This is a genomic window from Streptomyces sp. NPDC032721, from assembly GCF_055579625.1.
Window position 1 is genome coordinate 585323 of record NZ_JBVIMX010000001.1, and the last position, 22456, is coordinate 607778.

A 22456-nucleotide genomic window follows, 5' to 3' on the forward strand; every position below is an offset into this window, starting at 1 on the left:
GTCCCTCCCGTTGGCTCTGCGTCCCCCGTGTCAGCCTACGTCGCCGCTGTCGTCGAGCAGTCCGGCGTCATGGGCGAGCAGCGCGATCTGGACCCGGTTGTTGAGGCCGAGCTTGGCGAGGATGCGCGAGACGTGGGTCTTCACGGTGGGGACGCTCATGTAGAGCTCGGCGGCGATCTCCGCGTTGGAGCTGCCCCGACCGACGGAGACGGCCACTTCCCTTTCCCGCTCGGCGAGTTGGGCGAGGCGCTGCTGGGCGCGGCCCTGCCGGTCCTCGGCGCCGCCGGTGCCCGCGACATGGGTGATGAGCTGCTGGGTGACGGCCGGGGAGAGCACCGGGTTGCCCGCCGCCACCCGTCGTACGGCCGCGACGATCTCGGCGGGCGGGGTGTCCTTGAGGACGAATCCGGCGGCGCCCGCGCGCAGGGCGCGCAGCACCTGTTCGTCGGCGTGGAAGGTGGTGAGGACGACGATCTCGGGGGCGCCCGGTTCGGCCCGCACCTTCTCGGTGGCGGTGAGGCCGTCGACGACCGGCATCCGGATGTCCATCAGGACGACGTCGGGCTTCAACTCCGCGATGGCGGTGAGCGCCTGGGCCCCGTCGGAGGCCTCGCCGACGATCTCGATGTCCTCGGCACCGCCGAGCATGAAGGTGAGTCCGGCCCGTACGAGCGGGTCGTCGTCCACGAGGAGAAGCCTGATCCTGGTCGTCATGACGCCCACGGTAGCCAAGCGGTGATCACGAAGCCGCCGTCGGGCCCCGGTCCGTGGCTGAGCCGTCCGCCGGCGAGGGTGGCGCGTTCGGTGAGGCCGATCAGTCCCTGGCCGGATCCGGGTACTTCGGGCACCGGGCCGACGGGGGCCGGGTTGCGGATCGCCAGGGCGATCCCGTCGCCCGCCCTGCCCGTGACGGTGACGGTGACCTCGGCGCCGGGTGCGTGCTTGCGGGCGTTGGTCAGGCCCTCCTGGGCGATCCGGTAGACGGTGCGGCCGAGGGACGCGGGCACGGCTGCCGCGTCGTCGACCCGGTTGTCGAGGAGGGCCTTCGTACCGGCCTGGCGGGACTCGGCGACCAGGGCGTCGAGGGTGTCGAGGGTGGGCTGCGGCCGGTCCTCGTCCCCGGCGCCGGGGCTGCGGAGGACGCCGATGATCTCGCGGAGGTCCTGGAGTGCCTCGTGGGCGCTGTCGCGGATCACCCCGGCGGCCCTGGCGACCTCGGCGGGAGGTGCGTCGGGCCGGAATTCGAGGGCTCCGGCGTGCACGCTGAGCAGGCTGAGCCGGTGGGCGAGCACGTCGTGCATCTCGCGGGCGATGGCCTCCCGGGCCAGCCGCTGGGCCTGCTCGGCGCGGAGCACGGCCTCGGTCTCGGCGCGCACCGCACGCTCGCGCAGGGACTCCACCAACTGGCGGCGGGAGCGTACGAACATGCCCCAGCCGACGACGAGCAGCACGATCGTCAGCACCGCGACGACGGACACCCGCAGGGAGACCGTGGGGTCGGGCCGCAGCACGTTCTGCAGGAGTCCGCTGGCCAGGGCGGCGCCGGCCAGCGGGCCCGCCACCTTGAACGGGCGGTGGATGGTGACGCCGAACAGCGCGACGACCATGGCCCCGGAGGCGGGCGGCGAGACGACCGCGAGCACGATGAGCGCGATCGCGAGCCCGGTCGGCCAGCGCCGCCGCAGCCACAGCGCACAGCAGGCGAGCGCCCCGGTGATCTGGTCGAAGACGAGCACGGCTCCGGGATTGCCGACCTCGTACGAGGTGGTCGCCGCGCCGAGCCCGATGAGCGCGGCGAGGAAGAACATCGACAGGTCGACGATCCAGTCGCGCGGGGTCCGCCGCAGCCGCTCCCCCGTCCCCCCGCCGTCCCCGGACGCCTCGGCCCGGCCCAACGCCGACGGCAGCAGCCACCGGTACTCCAGATCGTTCATACGTACAAATCTACGCAGGTGGGCGCGGTGCCGAGAGCCTTCGGGGCGACGGGGCGACCAAAGTCGCCGAGGTCGCGACTTTCGGCGCGGTGGCCCACCGGCGGGGCAGCCGTACGAAGGATTCCGGGGGAGACCCCGCAGCGGCCAGGCTGGGGCCCATGAAGCGCATCCTTGAAGTCATCGGTTTCCTGCTCCTGCTCTGGGGCGTGGGCGGGCTCGTGCACGAGTGGTTCGACTGGTTCGAGCTGTGGACGGTCGCGGAGAAGCTGGGCTGGTTCAAGGGCTACGAGATCTACGCGAACATCGTGCTGGCGGCGGCGGGCCTGGCCATGATCGTCGCCGCGGAACGGACCGGCAGGCGCACCGGGGTCGACAGCGAGAGCTGACGGGGCGGTCGGGTCCGCGTCGGTCACCCCGTGGCCGACGCCCGCCGCCCCCACGCCGTCCCCGCCAGGACCAGTACGCCGCCCAACAGGCCGACCGCGCCCAGCCGTTCGCCGCCGATGGCGATGCCGACGGCTGCCGCCCACAGCGGCTCCGTACCGAGCAGCAGACTGACCCGCGACGGCGAGGTCCGCCGTACCGCCCACATCTGCACGCCGAACGCGAACAGCGTGCAGAACACCGACAGGAACACCAGTCCCGCCCACTCCCCCGCCCCGAACCCGGCCGCCACGCTCCACGGCGAGGGACCGGTTCCCGGCGCGGCGGCCAGCACCGCGAACACCACGACCGCCGCGCCGAGTTGGACCGTCGTCAGGGACAGCGCGTCGGCGTCCTGGACCGCCTTGATCCGGGCCATGAACAGCACGTGCGCGGTACGGGCGAGGGCCGCGAGCAGCATCAGCAGATCGCCCGTCGACGGCTCGGTGAACCCGCCGCCCTGGGTCAGCAGCACCACGCCCAGCACCGAGAGCCCGGCCGCGGCCAGGAAGGCGCGGGGCGGTGCGGTCCTGGTGACGGCCGCCTCGGCGAGCGGGGTGAAGATCATGGTGAGGCTGATGATGAGCCCGGCGTTGGTGGCCGAGGTGTGCACGACGCCGTACGTCTCCAGCAGAAAGATCCCGCTGAGCACCACCCCGAGCAGCCCCGCTCCCCGCCACTGCGCCGCCGACAGCGCCCGCAGCTTCCGCCACCCGACGGCGACGAGCACCGGCAGCACGATCGCGAACCGCAGCACCAGTACGGCGACGACGGTGTGCGCGGTGGTGATGCCCTTGGCGGCGAGGTAGCTGGCGCCCCAGACCACGGCGACGGCCAGCACGGGAAGGTCGGCGAACCTGGCCGCCCGGCTGGGCGCGGGGGTGAGTACGGCGGAAGGTGTGGCGGCCACGGCGCGCTCTCCAACGGATGGTGCGGTGTGGAGACTTCGGCGGCTCGCACGCGGAGCGCTCACCGTACCGGCAGGCCGATCTTCCGGGGAAGGGGTTTCGGCGCCCCGACAGGGGAGTGGAGTCGGTGTCCGAATGGCGCCAGCACGGGATGCGGCCGACGGCTTTCCTTGAAACCGCAAGCACCGGTTCGGACTTGCGGTTCACGAGAAGCACGAGGACAAGGACAGCGACATGTCTACGACGACGAACACCGCGACGAACACCGCGCCGCACTCGGCGACCCTCACCAAGGCGGCCCTGGTCACCGGCGGCAGCCGGGGCATCGGTGCCGCGATCGCCCTGCGGCTGGCCCAGGACGGCGCGGACGTGGCGGTCACCTACGTGGAGGGCGAGCAGGCGGCCCGGGACGTGGTGCGCAAGATCGAGGCGCTCGGCCGCCGCGGGCTCGCGGTGCGGATGGACGCGGCGGACCCGGAGTCGGTGACCGCGGCGGTGGCAACGGTGGCCGATGCCTTCGGGCGGCTGGACGTACTGGTCAACAACGCGGGCATCGGCGTGCTCGGCCCGATCGAGGGGCTCACCCTGGCGGACGTGGACCGGGTGCTCGCGGTGAACGTGCGGGCGGTGTTCCTGGCTTCCCAGGCCGCGGCCTCGGTACTGGAGGAGGGCGGGCGGATCATCTCGACCGGCTCCGCTCTCACCAAGTACACCGGTGGCCCCGGCAGCAGCCTGTACGCGATGAGCAAGTCGGCCCTCACCGGGATGACCAAGGCCCTCGCCCGCGAGGTCGGCGACCGGGGCATCACGGTCAACCTGATCCACCCGGGTGCGATCGACACGGACATGAACCCGGCCGACGGACCGTACGCGGAGCCGCAGCGCGCGGCCACCGCGATCGGCCGGTTCGGCCGCCCCGCCGAGGCGGCTTCGCTGGTCTCCTTCCTGGCGAGCGACGAGGGCGCCTTCGTGACCGGCGCCGAACTGGTCATGGACGGCGGGCACTCGGCCTGACACACACCCGCGCACCGCACACCCGCGCACCCCCACACCCGCGCACCCGCGCACCGCTCGACGAGGGGCCGCCGACCGACCGGGTCGGCGGCCCCTCGTCGTCCGGCGCACAGCGCGGTCGGCCGCGATCGGAACCCAAGCGGAACCCACAGGACCTTCACAGCAAACCCGAACAAGCCGCCGATACCGGGGCATTGAGTCACCACTTGTGCACGAGTCCCACACACCCGATACGATGCGCGCTCGGACCGGCTAGCCGGGTTGTCACCGGGCGCGGGCCCGCAGCAGTCGGGAAGGGCGGTGCGGCGGGATGCCGGAACCAGGCGGCGAACCAGGCGGCGGACTAGGCGGTGCGGGCGGCCTTTTCGGCTTGGCGCTCCAGCGGCCGCTGGCGTGCCGCGAGTCCCTCCTCCACGGCCGAGCGGAACTCGCCGAGTCCGTACGCCAGCGCCTCGCGCGCCCCGGCCGGCATCGCCGCGACCGCGGCGACCAGCGCCTCCTCGCGGCGTGCCCGCAGGTCGCGCAGGTAGCTGCGGCCGGGGCCGGTCAGCCGCAGGTCGACCTCGCGCCTGCTGACGGTGGACGCGGACCGCTTGAGGTAGCCGACGGCCTCCAGCCGGTCGCAGAGCCTGCTGACCGACGGCGGTGCCGCGCCCAGGACCTCGCCGAGGGTGCGCAGATTGATGCCCTCCTCGCGCTCCAGGATGTGCAGGACCCGCAGTTGCGAGGAAGAGACCGGCGCGGGGGACACCGCGTCCCGGCCGCGCTCCCAGAGCACTTCGAGCAGGGCGATCACCTCACAGGCGACCCTCGCGGCAGCACCTTCCGCCGCCGGGTCCCCCCGGTGTGAGTCCTGAAGGTCCACGCTCGCCCTCCCCGTACATCCTTCGAGAAAGTGATTCTCCGACGTTGGACAGACTCGTGTCCGTGGACCGCGCGCTGCGGGCCGCCGACCCCCACGCACTGCTCGACGCGGTGCGCCCCGTCCTCACGGACCTCTACGGTTCCCTGGCGGTCGACCTGCTCATGGCCGACTACGCCATGACGATACTGCAACCGGTCGGAGCGCTCCCGGGTTCCGCCGACCCCGTATCGGCGCACACGGGGGCGCCCGGCAGGGCCTTCGGCGCGCAGCAGCCGTACTCGTGCCCGGGCCCCTTCCCGGATTCGGTGACCGCACACCTGCCGGTCACGGTACGGGGCGACCGGCTCGGCGTCCTGTCGGTGACGCTGCCCGAGAAGCTGCACGACGAAGAGGTGCTCGCCGAACTCGCCGAGGCGGCCGAGGCGTTGGGGCACCAGATCGTGGTGGCGGGGCGGGACACCGACCTGTACCTCCAGGCGCGCAGGACCCAGCGGCTGACGCTGGCGGCGGAGATCCAGTGGCAGTTGCTGCCGGGGCGCTCCTGTGTCCGGGCCGAGTACGAGCTCGGTGCGCAGCTGGAACCGGCGTACGCGATCCACGGCGACAACTACGACTGGTCCGCCTCGGCCGACCACCTCACGCTCGCCCTCACCAACGGGACGGGCGGCGGCATCGACGCGGCCCTGCTCACCAGTCTCTCCGTCAACGCCCTGCGCAACGCGCGCCGGGCGGGCCTGGATCTGGCAGGCCAGGCCTGTCTGGCGGACCAGGCGGTCTACGGCCGGCACCGGGGAGAGCTGCACCTGGCCGTGCTGCTGCTGCGCTTCCACCTGCCGACCGGGCGGGTGGAGATCGTCGACGCGGGTTCGCCCCGGGTGTGGCGGCTGCGGGACGGTGCGGTGGAGTCGGTGGAGCTGGAACGGCAGCTGCCGCTGGGCATGTTCGAGGACACGGTGTACACGGCGCAGTCCTGGCAGGTGGAGCCCGGCGACCGGCTGCTGTTCGTCAGCGACGGGGTGTACGACGTGTCGTCCCCGGGCGGTGAGCGCTACGGCGAGCGGGCGCTGGCCCGGGCGATCCAGTCGACCCGGCTGCTGCCGCCGCCGCAGGTGCCGCATGCGGTGCTGCGTGAACTGGCGGGACACCGCGGGGAGTCGCTGGCGGTCGACGACGCGATGATCGTCTGCCTGGACTGGCGCGGGCGCCCCGCGTAAGGGGGTATGGGAACAGCGGTGAGGCCCGCCGGTGTCGGCCGGCGGGCCCCCTCGCTGTCGGTGGACTCGGCGCGTCAGCCGCCGAGTTCGTGGTGGCGGGCGGCCAGTGCGGCGGCGCCCTGTTCGGTCAGTGAGCCGAAGAGGCGCAGCCGGGAGATGCCGCCGTCGGGGTAGATGTCGACGCGCACCTGGGTGGCCGCCGGGGCGGAGGCGAGCACGAAGCGGTGGTTGGTGTCGGGCTGGAGGCGGGTGCGCGGCAGGATCTCCGTCCACTCCCCCGTGTCGCCGTCGCGGACCGAAAGGGCCGCCCAGCCCGCCGAGTTGCCCTTGAGGTAGGCGGTGTCGATCTCGACGGCGCGGATCTCGGCCTGCTCGACCAGGTGGTAGCTGATCCAGTCGTTGCCCTTGTCGCGGCGGCGCCTGGTCTCCCAGCCGTCGTCCATCTTGCGGGAGCGGCCCGGCTGGATGGTGTTGGTGGCGGGCGAGTAGAAGCGGTCGGAGGCGTCCTCGACGCGTCCGCCGTTCTCCAGGGCGACCAGGTCGAAGGTGCCGAGCGTGGTCAGCCAGGCGGGGTCGGGGACGACCTCGCCGTAGACCCGCAGGCGGGCGATGCCGCCGTCGGGGTGCTGGTTGACGCGGAGGTGGGTGAAGCGCTGCTCGACGGAGACCGCGAAGCCGTTGGCCGCGTGGCCGCCGACGGCCGTACGGGGAACGAGGGTCGTCCACTTCACGTCGGCGGACAGGAGGTCCTCGGGCGACGGGGAGCCCGGCACCGAGGTGGCCTCGACGGAGACGGCCTGGGGGTAGTTGCCCCGGAAGTGGGCGGTGTCGACGACCACGCCGCGTACGACACCGGGGGCGCCGAGCCGGACCAGCGCCCAGTCGTGGTCGTCCTCGGTGGGGTGCGGCTGCTCGGCGGAGACGCCGCGTCGGCGGCGGGTCTCCCAGCCGTCCATGATCTTGCCCTTGTGCCCGAAGCGCTCGGGGTCGAAGTGGGCGGGCTCGGGGATGAGCATGTTCTCGCGCTCGGCGAAGAACTCGTCGTTCGCGGCGATCACGCCCGCGCCGAGGCGGCGGTCGGCCAGGTCGGCGAGGTGGGTGAACGGGAAGACGGCCGTGCGGTAGTCCGCGTACGGGTCGCCGCCGCCGAACGGGCTGGCGTCACCGGTGAAGGAGGGTATCCCCGCCGAGGTGTCCGTCATGGGGGTCACTTGTTCCTTTCGAGCAGGCGGCCGGCGGGCTCGGTGAGCGCGCCCCCGTCGTTGATGCGGTCGCCGCGCAGCCAGGTCTGCTTGACGACGCCGTGCAGGGTCTTGCCCGCGTACGCCGTGACCTGGTTGCGGTGGTGGAGCTCGACGGGGTCGACGGTGAAGGTCTCCTCGGGGGCGAGCACCGCGAAGTCCGCGTCGCGGCCCGCCTCGATGGCGCCCTTCTGCGTCAGCCCCGCGAGCTCGGCGGGGGCCGCCGACATCCAGCGGACGACGTCGTCGAGGGAGTGGCCGCGCTTGCGGGCCTCGGTCCAGATGGCGGGCAGGCCCAGCTGGAGGGAGGAGATGCCGCCCCAGGCGGACGCGAAGTCCGGGGTCTTGAGGTCGGTGGTGCACGGCGAGTGGTCGGAGACGATGCAGTCGATCGTCCCGTCCGCCAGTCCGGCCCACAGGACGTCCTGGTTCTCAGCCTCGCGGATCGGCGGGCAGCACTTGAACTCGGTTGCCCCGTCCGGGACTTCCTCGGCGGTGAGGGTGAGGAAGTGCGGGCACGACTCGACGGAGATCCGGACGCCCTCGCGCTTGCCGGCGGCGATCAGCGGCAGTGCGTCGGAGGACGACAGGTGCAGTACGTGGACCCTGGCGTCGAGCCGCTTGGCGAGCGCGATCAGCCCTTCGATGGCGGTGTTCTCGGCATCGCGCGGCCGGGAGGCGAGGAAGTCGGCGTACTTGCCGCCGGACTTCTGCGGGGCCTCGGCCAGGTGGTGCGGGTCCTCGGCGTGCACGATCAGCAGGCCGCCGAGTCCGGCGATCTCCGCCATGGACCGGGCCAGCTGGTCCTGGTCGAGCTCGGGGAACTCCTCGACGCCGGACGGCGAGAGGAAGCACTTGAAGCCGAAGACGCCCGCGTCGTACAGCGGCTTGAGGTCGGCCACGTTGGAGGGGATCGCGCCGCCCCAGAAGCCGGTGTCGATGTGCGCCTTGGGGCGGGCCACGTCCTGCTTGATGCGCAGCCCGTCGACCGTGGTGGTCGGCGGGAGCGAGTTGAGCGGCATGTCGAGGAGGGTGGTGATGCCACCGGCCGCGGCGGCGCGGGTGGCGGTCCAGAAGCCCTCCCACTCGGTGCGGCCCGGGTCGTTGACGTGCACGTGGGTGTCGACCAGACCGGGCAGCAGCGCGTCCTCGCCGAGGTCCTCCAGGCGGGCACCGGCCGGAATCCCGGCGCCGTCGGGGCCGTAGGCGTCGTACGGGAGCACCGCGACGATCTTCCCGCCGGCGACGGCGACCGAGGCGGGGCGGGTGCCGTCGGGGGTGACGACGCGCTGCGAGCGCAGCACCAGGTCCGGCACGGTTTCGGCGGTCACGTCCGACACTCGGGGCTCCTTCACTCTCACTCTTCTTCAACGTTCTGTTGAAGCGGAGTCTTTCTCCGGGCCGCGGTGCCGTCAAGGGTCCCCACGCTCCGGGGCCGCCGGATGTGATCACCGACACCACCCTTGGATGTTTCCACAGAATGGAATTAGAATTCCGCTCTGTAGAACGTAGCTCCCGCCATGAGGGGCATCCGGGACTACCACAGGTAGTCTGCTGCCTTGCCTGCCAGCCCCGAAAGGACCGCTCCGTGCCGACGTCCAGCGCCAGCGCCACCGACGCCTCCAAGCCTGCCGCCGCGAGTGGCGGCGTGCAGTCCCTGGAGCGCGCCTTCGACCTCCTTGAGCGGATGGCCGACGCGGGCGGTGAGGTCGGCCTGAGCGAGCTCTCCGCCAGCAGCGGACTGCCGCTGCCGACCATCCACCGGCTGATGCGCACGCTCGTCGCCTGCGGTTACGTACGCCAGCAGCCCAACCGGCGCTACTCGCTTGGCCCCCGGCTGATCCGCCTCGGCGAGAGCGCCTCGCGGCTGCTCGGGACCTGGGCCCGCCCGTACCTGGCCCGGCTGGTCGAGGAGACCGGCGAGACCGCGAACATGGCGCTGCTCGACGGCGACGAGATCGTGTACGTGGCCCAGGTGCCGTCCAAGCACTCGATGCGGATGTTCACCGAGGTCGGACGGCGGGTGCTGCCGCACTCGACGGGCGTGGGCAAGGCGCTCCTCGCGCACACGCCGGCGGACGAGGTGCGCGCCCTGCTCGCCCGTACCGGCATGCCCGCCGCCACCGAGAAGACCATCACCACTCCGGAGGGCTTCCTGGAGGCCCTGGAGCAGGTGCGCCGGGTGGGGTACGCGGTGGACGACAACGAGCAGGAGATCGGGGTGCGCTGCCTGGCGGTGTCGGTCCCGAACTCCCCCACCGCGGCGGCGGTCTCCATCTCCGGCCCGGCCGGCCGGGTCACGGAGGCGGCCACGGACCGCATCGTGCCGATCCTCCAGGAAGTGGCCCAGGACCTGTCGGTCGCGCTGACCACCACGAGCCCGCCCCAGTCCTGAGGGGCTATGCGGCGGGCGCGGACCCGTCGGCGGTCTCGTCGGCGGTCCCTGCGGCGGTCCCGGCACCGGCCCCGTCGGCGAAGACCACGTTGACGAGGCTCTGGATCGACTGCTGGAACGCGGCCGCCAGGGACAGCTCGGCGTCGTCGACGTAGTTCAGCGCGGCCGTCAGGGTCCTGCTGCCGTCCGGGGTGGAGTACATCAGCGCGCCGTGGCCCGCCGCGCCGCCGTTGTGGGTGATCACGGTGCCCCGGCCGTCGCCCACGTCCTGCACGAACACCCCGAGCCCGTAACCCACCTTGGAGTGCGGGTCGCACATCTCGGCGAGCAGCGGGGCGGGCAGGAGCTTGCCGCCCAGCAGCGCGGAGATGAAGGTGTGCAGGTCGCGGGTGGTCGAGATCATGTCCCCGCCGGTGGAGATCCAGGAGGGGTCCAGCCGGGTGACGTCGACCGTGTGCTGCTGACCGTCGGCGTCCTCGTACCGGTAGTAGGCGTGGGTGTGCGGCTCGGGGAGCTCCGGGTCGGAGTCCGGGCAGAAGGTGCCGGTCAGGCCGAGCGGTTCGACGATCAGCCGCCGCATCTCCTCGGCGAGGGAGCGGCCGGTGACCTTCTCGACCAGCAGCCTGGCCAGGACGTAGTTGGTGTTGGAGTAGCTCCAGTCGGTGCCCGGCGCGAACCGGGCCGGCCTGGCCAGGGCGAACTCGGCCAGCTCCTCGGGCCGGTAGGACTTGAACCGGTTGTCCAGCCACTCCTTGCCCGAGATGGTGGAAGGGAGTCCCTGGACGACGGTGCCGTCCTCGTAGTACTCGCCGGTGAAGTTGAAGACGCCGCTGGTGTGCTGGAGCAGCATCCGTACGGTGATCCCGGGGTCGATCCCGAGGTCGGGCAGGTAGTCGGCGACCGGGGTGTCGAGCTCGATCGCGCCCTCGGCGACGAGTTGCAGCACGACGACGGCGGTGAAGGTCTTGGTGTTGCTGCCTATCCGGACGTGACCGTCGAGGGGCGGCAGCTCGCTCCCGCCGAGCTCGGCGGCTCCGGCACTGCCGGCCCACTCGCCCCGCTCGTCGTGCACGCGCATCGTGATCCCGGTGAATCCGGCGTCGACGACGTCCTGGATGGCCTTGCGCAGTTCCGGGCGGTCCTGGCCGGTAAGGGTGACAGACATGGTGGTGTGCTCCTGTGGCTGAAGTGAAGGGGTGTCATCGAACGGAACGTCTCCGGCTGCTGCCGGGGCCTACAGGCTGTGGGCGGTGATGTCGCCGTACGAGGTGGTCGCGCGGATCCGCAGACCGGCGTCGGCGCCCTCGGCGTTGTGGAGCGAGTTGGCGATCCGGCCGAACGAGGTGCCGGCGTCCATCGAGGCGGAGACCCCGCGAGCCGCGCCGACGGTGATCGCACCGGCTTCGGTGCGCAGTTCGACCGTGCCGCGCAGGGCCTCGGCGATACGGATGTCGCCCTTCTGGACGCTGATCTCGGCGGGGCCGCCCAGGCGGCCGACCGAGACGTCACCGGCGAGGAGGGTGAGGCGGGCGTTCCCGGTCTCGTCCAGCTTGACCGCGCCCTGCGCGCCCTCGAAGGTGACGTCGCCGAGCCGTCCGACGCCGCGGAACTCACCGGCGGCGACCTTGCCCTCGACGCGGGATCCGGCGGGCAGCTGGACGGTGACCTCGACGGATCCGGAGCCGTTGCCGAGGAGGCGGTTCTTGGGGGGTGCGGCGGCGATGCGCAGGACGCCGTCGGCGAAGTCGACCGTGACCTGCTCGGCGGCCTTCACGTCGCGGTTCTGCGAGGCGTTCAGGGGGCGGACCTCGACCGTGGTGTCGGCGCGGTCGGCGGCGATGAACCGGACGGAGCCGGCCGGGATGTCGAGGACGGTGGCGATCGGGGCGGCGGTGGTGAACTGCATGGTCCTGCTCCTTCTTCTGCGGCCGGCCCTTGTTGGCCGCTCCGTTTCTGATGAACGAAAAGCTACGTAGCTTTCCAAGTCGTGGCAACAGATTCATTGCACACTGCCTTCATCGATGCAGGTCAGATCAGTAAAAGTGTTGCAATGGTTTTGAATTCAATGCAACAAACCCGGCCGTTGCGTTGCAATGGATTGAAGGTGAACGCTATAGTCGCCCACACCACACAGCCGCAGCAGGAAGAGGGAGACCCCGATGCCGGGAGGCAGACTCACCCAGGAGGAGCGCCAGCAGATCGCGCTGGGACTGGCCGACAGCCTCGCCTACGCGGAGATCGCCAGGCGCCTCGACCGCCCGACCTCGACGATCACCCGCGAGGTGATGCGCAACGGCGGCCCCACCGGCTACCGCGCCGACCTCGCGCACCGCGCCACCGAGCACCGCGCGCACCGCCGCAAACGGTCCGTACCGCAGAACCCGCAGGCACTGCCGACGGCCGACGGGCGCGACCCCGAGGCGCTGCGCGCGTACGAGGAGGTGTTCACCACCGTCTTCATGGCGTCGGGCCTGCCCAAGATGACGGCCCGGGTACTGGTCTGCCTCTACACCACAGACTCGGGCAGCCTCACCGCGTCCGAACTCGCCCAGCGCCTCCAGGTCAGCCCGGCGACCATCTCCAAGGCGATCGCCTTCCTGGAGAGCCAGGGCCTGGTCAGGCGGGACCGCGACGAGGGCCGCCGCGAGCGCTACACCGTCGACGACGACGTCATGTACCAGTCCACGATGGCGAGCGCCCGCGCCACCGCGACCCTCAGCGAAACCGCACGGCAGGGCGTGAGCGTCCTGGGGCCGGACACTCCCGCCGCCGTGCGTCTGGAGAACATCGCCCGCTTCGTCGACTTCATCTCCGAGAGCATCACCCGCGCCGCGGCACAGGCCCGCGACATCCTCCACTCGAACTCCGGGACACCGGAGGCTCCCCCGGCGCCCCGCGACAGCTGACCAGCCCGCAGCCCGCCGACCGCCGACCGCCGACAACCGACAGCCGCCGCTAGACCACCGCGCCCGCCCTCAGCCGCCCGTCGTCCATCCGGACCGTCCGGTCGGCCACCTCAAGGTGCGAGTGGTCGTGCGTAACCAGCACCGTGGCCACGCCCCGCTCGCTGGTCAGGACCCGCAGCAGGTCGAGGACGGCCGCGCCGCGCTCGTGGTCGAGCGCGCTGGTCGGCTCGTCCACCAGCATCACGGCGGGCTCGTTCATCAGGGCCCGTGCGATGTTGATCCGCTGCCGCTGCCCGCCGGAGAGCTGGTGGGGGCGGCGGTCCGCCTTGTCGGAAAGCCCCACCGACTCCAGCAGCTCCAGCGCCCTGGCCCGCACCTGGCGCGGCTTGCGCCCCGACAGGTGGGCCATCACCTGGAGCTGCTCGGCGGCGGTCAGCGAGGGCAGCAGGTTCGGCTGCTGGAAGACGATTCCGATCCGGTCCCGCCGCAGCTCCGCCTTCTCCGCGCGGCTCAGCGACTCCGTCCCCGTACCGTCGACGACGACGCTTCCCGAGTCGGGGGTGACCAGGGTGGCGGCGACGGCCAGCAGGCTGGACTTGCCGGATCCGGACGGGCCGACGACCGCGGCGAGTTCGCCCGCGGCGACCTCCAGGGACACCGCGTCCAGGGCGGTGAGCCGCGCGTTGTCGCCGTCCGGGTAGGTGAGGGTGACGTCGTGCAGGGCGAGGGTCATCGGGCACTCCCGAGCGCGGTGAGGGGGTCGACGGCGGTGATGCGCCGGATGGACAGGGCGGCGCCGACGATGCCGAGCGCGATCATGACGAAGGCCGGGACCAGGAGCGTCGCCGCGTCGAGAACGAAGGGCACCGCCCCGCCGATCGCCGCCCCGAGCAGCGTCGCGACCGCGGTACCGGCCAGCGTGCCGGCCGAGAGCATCACGACCGCCTGGCCCAGGGCGTCCTTGAGCAGGTACGGGGTGGAGGCGCCCAGCGCCTTCAGGACCGCGATGTCGCCGCTGCGCTGGATCGTCCAGACCGTGAAGAAGGCCCCGACGACGAGCGCCGAGATGGCGAACAGGAAGCCGCGCATCAGCTGGAGGGAGCCGTTCTCCGCCTGGTACGAGGGGAGTGCGGCGAGGGAGTCGGCGAGCGGCACGGACTGCGTCCCGGTCGCCTTGTCCCCGGCCGCGTAGTCGGCGCCGTCGCCGGTCAGCGCGACCACCGTGGCCTGCTCCTCCATCGTCGTACCGCTGTGGCCGAGCTTCTGCCAGTCGTCGAGCGAGGTCCACACCACCGGGGTGTGGCTGTACATGGCGTCGCCCGCGACGGCGGCGACCGTCTCCTCGACCGGGCCGAGGCGGACCTTGTCACCGGCCTTGAGGCCGAGTTCCTCGGCCGCCTTGGTGGACAGGACCACCTGGCCGGGGCCCAGCCGGCCGGACTCGGGGGCCAGCTTCGCCGCCGGTTCGACGCCGAAGGCGGCGACCGCGACCGTACGGTCCCCGGCCCAGCCGTTGACGGTACGGATGCCGATCGGCTGCGCACTGTCGACGCCGGGCTGCTTCGCCCAGTCCCGCCACGCGCTCTCGCCCACCGACGAGTTGGTGAACGACACCTGCTGGCCGTCCGGCGGCGCGGCGAAGGCCAGGCGGTCGGCGGGCAGTGAGGTGAGGGCCACGGTATTGTCCCTGGCCAGCCCGGCGGTCAGCCCGGACAGCAGGCCGACGAGCAGGGTGATCAGGACGACGACCGAGCCCATGAGGGCGAAGCGGCCCTTGGCGAAACGGAGATCTCTCCAGGCGACGAACATGGTCCCCACCCTGGTCGCGCGGGCGCGGCAAAACATCGGACGGCGGATCGCTTTGATATCAACCTTTTGATTGACCGCGCCGTGGGGCGTCCCCTTTAGCCTGGAAAGAACCATGGAATCCCGCCCGCTCTCCCCCGAGCCCCTCCCTGCCTCCGCTGCGGACGCCCCCACCTCCCCCACCTCCCCCACCTCGCCTACCTCCCCCACCTTCACGCCCGTGCTGCGCGTCCTGCGCGTCTGTCTGCACGCGCTGCTGGCCGGGCTGCTGGCGCTGGCCGCCGTGAAGGCCGTCGCGGTGGGCGGTCCGCACGCGTACGCGGTGGTGGCCGCCGCCCTGGTGATGGCCGGGGTGTACGCGGCCGGCACGCTGAGCCCGTCGGTGGGGCACTCGCGGCGGGCCGCCGCGATCTGGCTGGGCGCGCTGTGGGTGGCCTGGCTGCTGCTGCTCGCGGTGTCGCCGGACGGGCTGTGGGCGGCTTTCCCGCTGTACTTCCTCCAGTTGCACCTGCTGCCGATGCGGTGGGGGCTGCCCGCCGTGGCCGTGACGGCGGCGGCCGCGATCGCCAGTTTCGTCCTGCACGGGCTGCCGGTGAACCCCGGCACCTTCATCGGCCCGCTGCTCGGCGGCGCGGTCGCCGTGGCGACGGTGCTGGGCTACCAGGCGCTCTACCGCGAGAGCGAGCGCCGCCGCGAGCTGATCCACGAACTGCTCTCCACCCGCGCCGAACTGGCCGAGGCGGAAAGGGCCGCGGGCACCCTCGCCGAGCGCGAGCGGCTGGCCCGCGAGATCCACGACACCCTCGCCCAGGGCCTCTCCAGCATCCAGCTCCTGCTGCGCGCCGCCGAGCGCGCCCTGCCCGCGCGCGACCCCGCCCTGGCGCACATCAGGCAGGCCCGCGAGGCCGCCCAGGACAACCTTGCCGAGGCCCGCCGCTTCGTCCGCGCGCTGAGCCCGCCGGACCTGGAGCACGGCTCGCTGGCCGCCGCCCTGGAGCGGCTGTGCACCCGCCCCGCCGGTGCGGGCCCCGCCGTCCAGTTCTCGGTCAGCGGTACGCCGACGGAGCTGCCCACCCCGTACGAGGTCGCCCTGCTGCGCATCGCCCAGTCCGCGCTGGCCAACACGGTGCGGCACGCGGGCGCGGACCGGGTCGAGATCACCCTGAGCTTCATGGACACCTCGGTCGCACTGGACGTGGTCGACGACGGCAAGGGCTTCGACCCGCGCGGCACGCGCCGTACGGCCGCCACTCCGGCCACCGACCCGTCCGCCGATTCGGGCTCCGACGGCGGCTTCGGCCTGCCCGCGATGCGCGCCCGGGCCCGCTCGCTGGGCGGCACCCTCAGCGTCGAGTCCGCCCCCGGCCAGGGCACCGCCGTGGCCATCACCCTCCCTCTGCCCGCAGGAGCCCGTACATGACCGGCGACGCGCCCCCTCCGCTCACGGCCCCTCCGATCCGGCTGCTGCTCGCCGACGACCACCCGGTGGTACGGGCGGGCCTGCGCGCTGTGCTCGACACGGAGGCGGACTTCGTGGTCGTCGCGGAGGCCTCCACCGCCGAGGCGGCCGTCGAGCGGGCCGCCGGGGAGGGCGTCGACGTGGTGCTGATGGACCTCCAGTTCGGTCCCGGCCGGATGCACGGCTCGGAGGCCACCGCCGCGATCACCGCCCGGCCCGGTGCGCCCCGGGTGCTCGTCCTCACCACGTACGACACCGACGCCGACATCCTGGCCGCCGTCGAGTCGGGGGCCGCGGGCTACCTCCTCAAGGACGCCCCGCCGGAGGAGCTGGCGGCTGCGGTGCGGACGGCGGCGGCCGGGCAGTCCGCGCTCGCCCCGGCCGTCGCGCACCGGCTGATGGACCGGATGCGCACCCCCGCCGAGGCCCTCACCAAGCGGGAGCTGGAGGTGCTCCAGCTGGTCGGCGAGGGGCTGTCGAACCAGCAGATCAGCAAGGCGCTGTTCCTCAGCCAGGCGACCGTGAAGTCCCACCTGGTGCACATCTACGCGAAACTGGGTGTGGACTCCCGTACGTCCGCCGTAGCGGCGGCGACGGCCCGCAGGCTGATCAGACGGTAAGGAACAGAAGAATCCCCATGACCTACTTCATGTACGACGTCCAGGGCAACGCGGTCGACGAGCCCGACGCGGAGACCGTCCGCACCCTGGTACTCGACGGGCTGGCGGAGCCGGAGACGGCCAATCCCGAGGTGTCCCTGACGCACGAGAGCGGCTGGTCGCTGACCGCGTTCGCGGGCGGGCTGATGCTCTGGGAGAACGTGGAGGAGGCCGAGGCGGAGGACGCCGGGGACGGGTCCGCGAACGCCCTGACCCTCGACGACGTCGAGAAGGAGGAGGCGGCCCGGCTGTTCGCGCTGCTGGCGGCCGGCGAGATCGAGAAGATCGCGGCCCTGGACTGGCAGCGGGCGGGGTAGCGGGGCAGCCGGGCGGTGGACCCGCTAGTCGCCGGACCGGTTCGGGTCCGGCGCGGTGGGTCCGGCGGAGCCGGTGGGTTGGACGGGGACGGCGGGGCGGGTGTCGTCGAAGCGGTCGACCGCTGCCCGGACCTGTCCGACCGAGGGTGCCAGGGCGCTCACCGAGCCGATCGCCCCGGCGATCAGTAACAGCGAGCGGCGCAGCCGCAGCACGTCCGGCGCGCCGCCGACGACCATCGCCGCCAGTTCGGCGAGTTCGTCCTCGGCGACCGCCCGGTCCGACAACTCGGCCGGGAGCGCGGCGAGTTCGCGACGGAGGCGGGCGACGACCGTATGCAGTTCCGCCACGCGCGGGTCGTCACCAGTCCTGGTCACGCACCGCTCCTCAACGCTTCGCAACAAAGCTCTCCCCTTCGCACGCTCGCACACCCTTGTGCCGGCGCCGGGGTTCGTTCTCTGCCGAACGATCCCGGGCGTCGGGCACGTTAACGCTCCCGCCGCGTGAGCGCCACCGCACGGACCGTAATTCGCCCCGCAGGGTTGAGCGGGGGCCCGTCACATCACTGATGCGGTCCTGCCCCGGTACGGGCACGAGGGGGCCGCCCCGCACCCCTGTTGACCTCGGCGGACCTACGTTGGAGGCAGAGCGCGCACAGCAGTGGCGCGCACCGACGAAGGGGTTGTCATGGCGACCGGATGCCGCGACTGCAGGACGTGTACCAAGAGCCTGCTGGGGCGGACGGGGCGGAATGTGCTCTACGTGGTCACGTTCTCCTGGCTGATCAAGCCGATCTTTCTGCGGAACTGTCCGCAGTGCGGCCATGTGATGCGCCGTCACCAGCGCCGCACCGACGGCTCGTTCCAGGACTGAGCGCGCCGACTCGCGTCGGGGCGGCTTCCGTCGGGGCGGCTTCCCTCAGGGTGACTGCACCGCGTCCGGCGTGGGGTTCTTCGCGGACGGCGGGACCTCCAGCGGCGGGGCCGGGGTGCCCTTCTTGCGGGTGTCCAGCGCCCCCGGCGGTACGGAGGAGGCGGCCGGTCCCGGCGGGTACGTGGCGGGCGGCGGCTGCGGCAGCGGGGTCTGCCCGCCGGGCTGCCGGGTCTCCCCCGACTGGCCGTCGGTCCGGCCGCCGGTCGACGGGGGCGCGTCCTGATTTCCCAGCAGGTGTACGGTGCCCGCGCCGACGCCGCCCGCGACGAGCACCGCTGCCACGGCGGCGAACGCCAGCGTGCGACGGGACTTGGGGCGCGGCCCCTGGCCCGGCGCGGAGTTCCCGGGAGCGGTTCCGCCCGCCTGGGCGCCCGCCCGGCCGGGGCCCGAGCCGAAGGCGGGTGTGTCCTCGGCCGACGAGTACGGCTGCGGGTAGGCGTAGGACGCGTACTGCTGCGGCAGCGGAGGCATCTGCTGCTGCGGGTAGGCCTGCTGGGGCGGGTACGGCTGCTGGCCGGGTGCTCCGGCCAGCGGCGGGAAGCCGTACGGCCCGCCCGCCGACTGCGGCGGCCCGAAAGCACCGGGCGGGGTGTGCGGCGCCGGGGCGGGGGACGCGTGGACGCCGGGTGCGGCACCAGGCGTGGCGCCGGGGGTGCTGCCGGGCGTAGCACCGGGTGTGCTGCCGGGTGTGCTGCCGGGGGTGTCCGTCGCCGAAGGTGCCGTGGGCCTGGCCGATATCGCCTCGGTCAGCGCCGGGGGCAGCCAGTTGTCCGCCCTGCGCAGCCCCGTACCGCCCGCCGCCGCCTGGCAGAGGGCGATGACCTGGGCCGGGGTGGGCCGCTGGGCCGGGTCCTTGGCGAGGCAGCGGGATATCAGGTCGTGCAGTTCCGGGGGCACACCGGTGAGCTGCGGCTGCTCGTGGATGATCCGGTAGAGCACCCCGTGCGGGGTCCCGTCGCCGAAGGCCGGGTGTCCGGTGGAGGCGTGCGAGGCGACGAGGCCGAGCGAGAAGACGTCGGTGGCCGGGCCGATCGGATGCCCCTCGGCCTGTTCGGGGGACATGTAGGCGGGGGTGCCGACGGCGATGCCCGTCGCGGTGAGCGATCCCGCTCCGGCCGCGTGCGCGATGCCGAAGTCGATGACGCGCGGGCCGTCGGCCGCGAGCAGCACGTTGGACGGCTTGAGGTCGCGGTGCACGATGCCGCAGGCGTGGATCGCCTGGAGCGCCTCCGCCACTCCGGCCACCAGCAGCAGGAGGGAGTCGACGGGCAGCGGCCCGTGCGCGCCGACGGCGTCGGCGAGCGAGGGTCCTGCGACGTACGCCGTGGCGAGCCACGGGGTGTCCCCCTCGGTCTCGGCGTCGATGACGGGTGCGGTGTGCAGCCCCGCGACCTGCCGGGCGGCCCGTACCTCCTGCCGGAAGCGGCGCCGGAACTCCGGGTCGCCGGTGAGGTGCGGCTTGATCACCTTGAGGGCGACGGCCCTGCCGCCCGGCGTGTGGGACAGGAACACGTCCCCCATCCCGCCCGCACCCAGCCTCGCGACCAGCCGGTACGCGCCGACCGCCCGTGGGTCCTGCTGCTTCAGCGGCTCGAAAGCCCCGCCGCCACTCGCCCCACTCGCCCCACTCACTACGAACTGCCTCTCCTGTGACGTACCGCCGACCGTATCTGAGGTATCCAGAGACCATGTCACGTACATCCAGCACCATGAACACCGTAGGACTGCTTCTCGCCGCGGGGGGCGGCCGGCGCCTCGGCGGGCGACCCAAGGCGCTCCTGGAGTACCGGGGCCGCCCGCTGGTGGAACACGCGGTGCGCGTGCTGCGGGAGGGCGGCTGCCGTCAGGTGTACGTCGTCCTGGGCGCGGCGGCGGACGAGGTGCGGGCGCGGGCCGAGCTGGCGGACTGCGTACTGGTGGAGAACCCGGACTGGGCTCAGGGCATGGGCACTTCCCTGCGCGCGGGCCTCAACTCCCTAGCAGGCGAGGGGAGTTATGACGCCGCACTGGTGTCCCTGGTCGACCAGCCGGGGATCGGGGCCGCCGCCGTGGCGCGGGTGCTCGCGGCGGCAGGGGCGGGGCTCGCGGCGGGGGCGGGGCTCGCGGCGGCTTCGTACGACGGGAAGCGCGGGCATCCGGTGCTCTTCGGGGCGGACCGATGGGCGGACATCGCGAGGACTGCCGAGGGGGATCGCGGGGCACGCGCCTACCTGAAGGCACACGCCGCGGAGGTCACACTCGTGGAATGTGGAGATGTGGCAGAGGCGTACGACATCGATCTCCCCGAAGACCTCGCACGCCTGGCGGGCGGCGGGCACACGACGTGAGCGGGGCGGCACTCAGGGACACGTTCTGTCGCCCCGAAGAATCTCGACATCAACAAACCATTGAACTTCCACCATGAGGAAACTAATATCCACTGTTCAGAAGCGCCTGATCGACCGATACACATCAGACGGCGCCTGCGTCCGTACCTCGGCACCCTCGGCACTCCGTGCCGTGCGACGTCGCCCGGCGGTCGCGAAGGCACCGCCCGCGAAGGAGTGACAGCTCATGTCCGCACCAGCGCCGTCCCCGCTGGCCATTGTCGATGCCGAGCCCCTGCCCCGGCAGGACGAGGTTCTGACCGACGCGGCCCTCGCGTTCGTGGCCGAGCTTCACCAGAGGTTCACGCCCCGCCGCAACGAGCTGCTCGCCCGCCGCGGTGAGCGCCGCGCCGAGATCGCCCGCACCTCCTCGCTGGACTTCCTCCCGGAGACTGCCGCGATCCGTGCGGACGACTCCTGGAAGGTCGCGCCGGCCCCGGCCGCGCTGAACGACCGCCGGGTGGAGATCACCGGTCCGACCGACCAGAAGATGACCATCAACGCCCTGAACTCGGGCGCGAAGGTCTGGCTCGCCGACTTCGAGGACGCCTCGGCCCCCACCTGGGAGAACGTGGTCCTCGGCCAGCGCAACCTGATCGACGCGTACACCCGCAACATCGACTTCACGGACCCGAGGTCGGGCAAGTCGTACGCCCTGAAGGACAACTCCGAGCTCGCCACGGTCGTCATGCGGCCGCGCGGCTGGCACCTGGAGGAGCGCCACCTGCGCGACGCCGACGGGAACACCGTCCCGGGCGCGCTGGTCGACTTCGGCCTGTACTTCTTCCACAACGCCAAGCGCCTGATCGAGCTCGGCAAGGGCCCGTACTTCTACCTGCCGAAGACGGAGTCGCACCTGGAGGCCCGCCTCTGGAACGAGATCTTCGTCTACGCCCAGGACTACGTCGGCATCCCGCAGGGCACCGTCCGCGCGACCGTCCTGATCGAGACGATCACCGCGGCGTACGAGATGGAGGAGATCCTCTACGAGCTGCGCGACCACGCGGCCGGTCTGAACGCGGGCCGCTGGGACTACCTCTTCTCCATCGTGAAGAACTTCCGTGACGGCGGCGCGAAGTTCGTCCTGCCGGACCGCAACGCGGTGACGATGACGGCCCCCTTCATGCGGGCCTACACCGAGCTCCTCGTCCGCACCTGCCACAAGCGCGGCGCGCACGCGATCGGCGGCATGGCCGCCTTCATCCCCTCGCGCCGTGACGCCGAGGTCAACAAGGTTGCCTTCGAGAAGGTCAAGGCCGACAAGGACCGGGAGGCCGCCGACGGCTTCGACGGCTCCTGGGTCGCGCACCCCGACCTGGTCCCGATCGCGATGGCCTCCTTCGACGCGGTCCTCGGCGAGAACCCGAACCAGAAGCAGCGGCTGCGCGAGGACGTCTCGGTGGCCGCCGGTGACCTGATCGCCATCGACTCCCTCGACGCCAAGCCCACCTACGAGGGCCTCGTCGCGGCCGTCCAGGTCGGCACCCGCTACATCGAGGCGTGGCTGCGCGGCCTGGGCGCCGTCGCCATCTTCAACCTGATGGAGGACGCCGCCACCGCGGAGATCTCGCGGTCGCAGATCTGGCAGTGGATCAACGCCGGAGTCGTCTTCGAGAACGGCGAGAAGGCGACGGCCGAGCTGGCGCGCAGGATCGCGGCGGAGGAGCTGGCCAAGATCCGGGCGGAGGTCGGTGAGGAGGCCTTCGCGGCGGGCAAGTGGCAGCAGGCTCACGACCTGCTGCTGACGGTGTCCCTGGACACGGACTACGCCGACTTCCTGACCCTCCCGGCCTACGAACAACTGGCGGGCTAACTCCCGCCCCCCTCTCCGGCCCGACCCCAGGCGTTCGCCCCGCCCGGACCCGGGCCGGAGGCATGCCGGGCCGACGTCGCCCCTGACGGAGGACACCCCTCCCCGCTGTACCTAATGCGCGGCAGCCACCACGTGCCACCCGAAGCACTCGGCGGTGTCGCGCCTGCGGCGGGCGATGCCCCTCCCCGCCCCTCCCCTAAACCGC

Annotated in this window: 23 protein-coding genes; 11 read left to right on the forward strand and 12 right to left on the reverse strand. The window is 72.4% G+C overall.

What is annotated here, in order from left to right:
* Positions 1-30: 30 nt before the first annotated feature.
* Together ACZ5PB_RS02480 and ACZ5PB_RS02485 are read right to left on the reverse strand one after the other, a co-directional pair.
* Positions 31-714: a response regulator gene (locus tag ACZ5PB_RS02480; RefSeq protein WP_468687049.1), complete on the reverse strand. Its 684-nt coding sequence runs from the start codon at positions 712-714 to the stop codon at positions 31-33.
* Positions 711-1934, reverse strand: a complete 1224-nt coding sequence (locus tag ACZ5PB_RS02485) for a sensor histidine kinase (RefSeq protein WP_468687050.1) — start codon at positions 1932-1934, stop codon at positions 711-713. Before ACZ5PB_RS02485 ends, ACZ5PB_RS02480 begins: the two co-directional genes overlap by 4 nt.
* A 158-nt stretch (positions 1935-2092) precedes the next feature.
* On the opposite strand from ACZ5PB_RS02485, the gene ACZ5PB_RS02490 reads away from it, so the two are divergent.
* Positions 2093-2320, forward strand: a complete 228-nt coding sequence (locus tag ACZ5PB_RS02490) for a hypothetical protein (RefSeq protein WP_468687051.1) — start codon at positions 2093-2095, stop codon at positions 2318-2320.
* Positions 2321-2343: 23 nt separating this feature from the next.
* Here ACZ5PB_RS02490 and ACZ5PB_RS02495 read toward each other — a convergent pair whose 3' ends face one another.
* Positions 2344-3267, reverse strand: coding sequence for a DMT family transporter (locus ACZ5PB_RS02495; protein ID WP_468687053.1), 924 nt, complete (start codon positions 3265-3267; stop codon positions 2344-2346).
* 232 nt (positions 3268-3499) lie between these two features.
* On the opposite strand from ACZ5PB_RS02495, the gene ACZ5PB_RS02500 reads away from it, so the two are divergent.
* A complete protein-coding gene (locus ACZ5PB_RS02500) occupies positions 3500-4279 on the forward strand; it encodes an SDR family NAD(P)-dependent oxidoreductase (protein ID WP_468687054.1) in 780 nt (259 codons plus the stop codon).
* Between the two features lie 343 nt (positions 4280-4622).
* Here the strand turns inward: ACZ5PB_RS02500 and ACZ5PB_RS02505 are convergent, their stop codons facing one another.
* Positions 4623-5144, reverse strand: a complete 522-nt coding sequence (locus tag ACZ5PB_RS02505; RefSeq protein ID WP_468687055.1) for a MarR family transcriptional regulator — start codon at positions 5142-5144, stop codon at positions 4623-4625.
* 44 nt (positions 5145-5188) lie between these two features.
* Between ACZ5PB_RS02505 and ACZ5PB_RS02510 the strand changes: the two genes are divergently transcribed.
* Positions 5189-6358 carry a PP2C family protein-serine/threonine phosphatase gene (locus ACZ5PB_RS02510; protein ID WP_468687057.1) on the forward strand — a complete coding sequence of 390 codons (1170 nt, stop codon included), beginning with the start codon at positions 5189-5191 and terminating at the stop codon, positions 6356-6358.
* 74 nt (positions 6359-6432) lie between these two features.
* On the opposite strand, the gene alc is transcribed toward ACZ5PB_RS02510, so the two are convergent.
* Both alc and allB read right to left on the reverse strand, forming a co-directional pair.
* Entirely contained in the window at positions 6433-7560 is a 1128-nt protein-coding gene (gene alc, locus ACZ5PB_RS02515) for an allantoicase (RefSeq protein ID WP_468688246.1), read from the reverse strand.
* Between the two features lie 5 nt (positions 7561-7565).
* Positions 7566-8930, reverse strand: coding sequence for an allantoinase AllB (gene allB, locus ACZ5PB_RS02520; RefSeq protein ID WP_468688247.1), 1365 nt, complete (start codon positions 8928-8930; stop codon positions 7566-7568).
* Positions 8931-9187: 257 nt separating this feature from the next.
* On the opposite strand from allB, the gene ACZ5PB_RS02525 reads away from it, so the two are divergent.
* Complete coding sequence (locus ACZ5PB_RS02525; protein ID WP_468687059.1) at positions 9188-9994, forward strand: IclR family transcriptional regulator; 807 nt, start codon at positions 9188-9190, stop codon at positions 9992-9994.
* Between the two features lie 4 nt (positions 9995-9998).
* Here the strand turns inward: ACZ5PB_RS02525 and ACZ5PB_RS02530 are convergent, their stop codons facing one another.
* Both ACZ5PB_RS02530 and ACZ5PB_RS02535 read right to left on the reverse strand, forming a co-directional pair.
* Positions 9999-11159 (reverse strand): serine hydrolase domain-containing protein, encoded by a 1161-nt coding sequence (locus tag ACZ5PB_RS02530; protein ID WP_468687061.1) that lies wholly within the window; start codon positions 11157-11159, stop codon positions 9999-10001.
* Between the two features lie 69 nt (positions 11160-11228).
* Complete coding sequence (locus tag ACZ5PB_RS02535; RefSeq protein WP_468687063.1) at positions 11229-11900, reverse strand: DUF4097 family beta strand repeat-containing protein; 672 nt, start codon at positions 11898-11900, stop codon at positions 11229-11231.
* Positions 11901-12153: 253 nt separating this feature from the next.
* Here ACZ5PB_RS02535 and ACZ5PB_RS02540 point away from each other — a divergent pair, with 253 nt between their 5' ends.
* Positions 12154-12900 (forward strand): helix-turn-helix domain-containing protein, encoded by a 747-nt coding sequence (locus tag ACZ5PB_RS02540; RefSeq protein WP_468687064.1) that lies wholly within the window; start codon positions 12154-12156, stop codon positions 12898-12900.
* A gap of 49 nt (positions 12901-12949) precedes the next feature.
* Here ACZ5PB_RS02540 and ACZ5PB_RS02545 read toward each other — a convergent pair whose 3' ends face one another.
* Positions 12950-13633, reverse strand: a complete 684-nt coding sequence (locus tag ACZ5PB_RS02545) for an ABC transporter ATP-binding protein (RefSeq protein ID WP_468687065.1) — start codon at positions 13631-13633, stop codon at positions 12950-12952.
* On the reverse strand, positions 13630-14709 hold the full coding sequence (locus ACZ5PB_RS02550) for an ABC transporter permease (protein WP_468687066.1): 1080 nt from the start codon (positions 14707-14709) through the stop codon (positions 13630-13632). Before ACZ5PB_RS02550 ends, ACZ5PB_RS02545 begins: the two co-directional genes overlap by 4 nt.
* A 112-nt stretch (positions 14710-14821) precedes the next feature.
* Here ACZ5PB_RS02550 and ACZ5PB_RS02555 point away from each other — a divergent pair, with 112 nt between their 5' ends.
* The 3 genes from ACZ5PB_RS02555 to ACZ5PB_RS02565 are packed head-to-tail and all read left to right on the forward strand — an operon-like array spanning position 14822 to position 17141.
* A complete protein-coding gene (locus ACZ5PB_RS02555) occupies positions 14822-16126 on the forward strand; it encodes a sensor histidine kinase (protein ID WP_468687068.1) in 1305 nt (434 codons plus the stop codon).
* Entirely contained in the window at positions 16123-16785 is a 663-nt protein-coding gene (locus ACZ5PB_RS02560; RefSeq protein WP_468687070.1) for a response regulator, read from the forward strand. Before ACZ5PB_RS02555 ends, ACZ5PB_RS02560 begins: the two co-directional genes overlap by 4 nt.
* 17 nt (positions 16786-16802) lie before the next feature.
* Positions 16803-17141: a hypothetical protein gene (locus ACZ5PB_RS02565; RefSeq protein WP_468687071.1), complete on the forward strand. Its 339-nt coding sequence runs from the start codon at positions 16803-16805 to the stop codon at positions 17139-17141.
* A gap of 24 nt (positions 17142-17165) precedes the next feature.
* Here ACZ5PB_RS02565 and ACZ5PB_RS02570 read toward each other — a convergent pair whose 3' ends face one another.
* Positions 17166-17516 (reverse strand): DUF5955 family protein, encoded by a 351-nt coding sequence (locus ACZ5PB_RS02570; RefSeq protein WP_468687073.1) that lies wholly within the window; start codon positions 17514-17516, stop codon positions 17166-17168.
* Between the two features lie 310 nt (positions 17517-17826).
* Between ACZ5PB_RS02570 and ACZ5PB_RS02575 the strand changes: the two genes are divergently transcribed.
* A complete protein-coding gene (locus ACZ5PB_RS02575) occupies positions 17827-18012 on the forward strand; it encodes a hypothetical protein (RefSeq protein WP_468687074.1) in 186 nt (61 codons plus the stop codon).
* A gap of 45 nt (positions 18013-18057) precedes the next feature.
* Here the strand turns inward: ACZ5PB_RS02575 and ACZ5PB_RS02580 are convergent, their stop codons facing one another.
* Complete coding sequence (locus ACZ5PB_RS02580; protein WP_468687075.1) at positions 18058-19704, reverse strand: serine/threonine-protein kinase; 1647 nt, start codon at positions 19702-19704, stop codon at positions 18058-18060.
* Positions 19705-19781: 77 nt separating this feature from the next.
* Between ACZ5PB_RS02580 and ACZ5PB_RS02585 the strand changes: the two genes are divergently transcribed.
* Both ACZ5PB_RS02585 and aceB read left to right on the forward strand, forming a co-directional pair.
* A complete protein-coding gene (locus ACZ5PB_RS02585; protein WP_468687077.1) occupies positions 19782-20399 on the forward strand; it encodes a nucleotidyltransferase family protein in 618 nt (205 codons plus the stop codon).
* Positions 20400-20625: 226 nt separating this feature from the next.
* Positions 20626-22251, forward strand: a complete 1626-nt coding sequence (aceB, locus tag ACZ5PB_RS02590; RefSeq protein ID WP_468687079.1) for a malate synthase A — start codon at positions 20626-20628, stop codon at positions 22249-22251.
* Positions 22252-22456 lie beyond the last annotated feature (205 nt).

Excerpts from the sequence above, each read along its gene's own strand:
- ACZ5PB_RS02480 (WP_468687049.1), bottom strand. The coding sequence starts at position 714 with ATGACGACCAGGATCAGGCTTCTCCTCGTGGACGACGACCCGCTCGTA.
- ACZ5PB_RS02485 (WP_468687050.1), bottom strand. The coding sequence starts at position 1,934 with ATGAACGATCTGGAGTACCGGTGGCTGCTGCCGTCGGCGTTGGGCCGG.
- ACZ5PB_RS02490 (WP_468687051.1), top strand. The coding sequence starts at position 2,093 with ATGAAGCGCATCCTTGAAGTCATCGGTTTCCTGCTCCTGCTCTGGGGC.
- ACZ5PB_RS02500 (WP_468687054.1), top strand. The coding sequence starts at position 3,500 with ATGTCTACGACGACGAACACCGCGACGAACACCGCGCCGCACTCGGCG.
- alc (WP_468688246.1), bottom strand. The coding sequence starts at position 7,560 with ATGACGGACACCTCGGCGGGGATACCCTCCTTCACCGGTGACGCCAGC.
- ACZ5PB_RS02530 (WP_468687061.1), bottom strand. The coding sequence starts at position 11,159 with ATGTCTGTCACCCTTACCGGCCAGGACCGCCCGGAACTGCGCAAGGCC.
- ACZ5PB_RS02535 (WP_468687063.1), bottom strand. The coding sequence starts at position 11,900 with ATGCAGTTCACCACCGCCGCCCCGATCGCCACCGTCCTCGACATCCCG.
- ACZ5PB_RS02540 (WP_468687064.1), top strand. The coding sequence starts at position 12,154 with ATGCCGGGAGGCAGACTCACCCAGGAGGAGCGCCAGCAGATCGCGCTG.
- ACZ5PB_RS02545 (WP_468687065.1), bottom strand. The coding sequence starts at position 13,633 with ATGACCCTCGCCCTGCACGACGTCACCCTCACCTACCCGGACGGCGAC.
- ACZ5PB_RS02550 (WP_468687066.1), bottom strand. The coding sequence starts at position 14,709 with ATGTTCGTCGCCTGGAGAGATCTCCGTTTCGCCAAGGGCCGCTTCGCC.
- ACZ5PB_RS02555 (WP_468687068.1), top strand. The coding sequence starts at position 14,822 with ATGGAATCCCGCCCGCTCTCCCCCGAGCCCCTCCCTGCCTCCGCTGCG.
- ACZ5PB_RS02560 (WP_468687070.1), top strand. The coding sequence starts at position 16,123 with ATGACCGGCGACGCGCCCCCTCCGCTCACGGCCCCTCCGATCCGGCTG.
- ACZ5PB_RS02565 (WP_468687071.1), top strand. The coding sequence starts at position 16,803 with ATGACCTACTTCATGTACGACGTCCAGGGCAACGCGGTCGACGAGCCC.
- ACZ5PB_RS02575 (WP_468687074.1), top strand. The coding sequence starts at position 17,827 with ATGGCGACCGGATGCCGCGACTGCAGGACGTGTACCAAGAGCCTGCTG.
- ACZ5PB_RS02585 (WP_468687077.1), top strand. The coding sequence starts at position 19,782 with ATGAACACCGTAGGACTGCTTCTCGCCGCGGGGGGCGGCCGGCGCCTC.
- aceB (WP_468687079.1), top strand. The coding sequence starts at position 20,626 with ATGTCCGCACCAGCGCCGTCCCCGCTGGCCATTGTCGATGCCGAGCCC.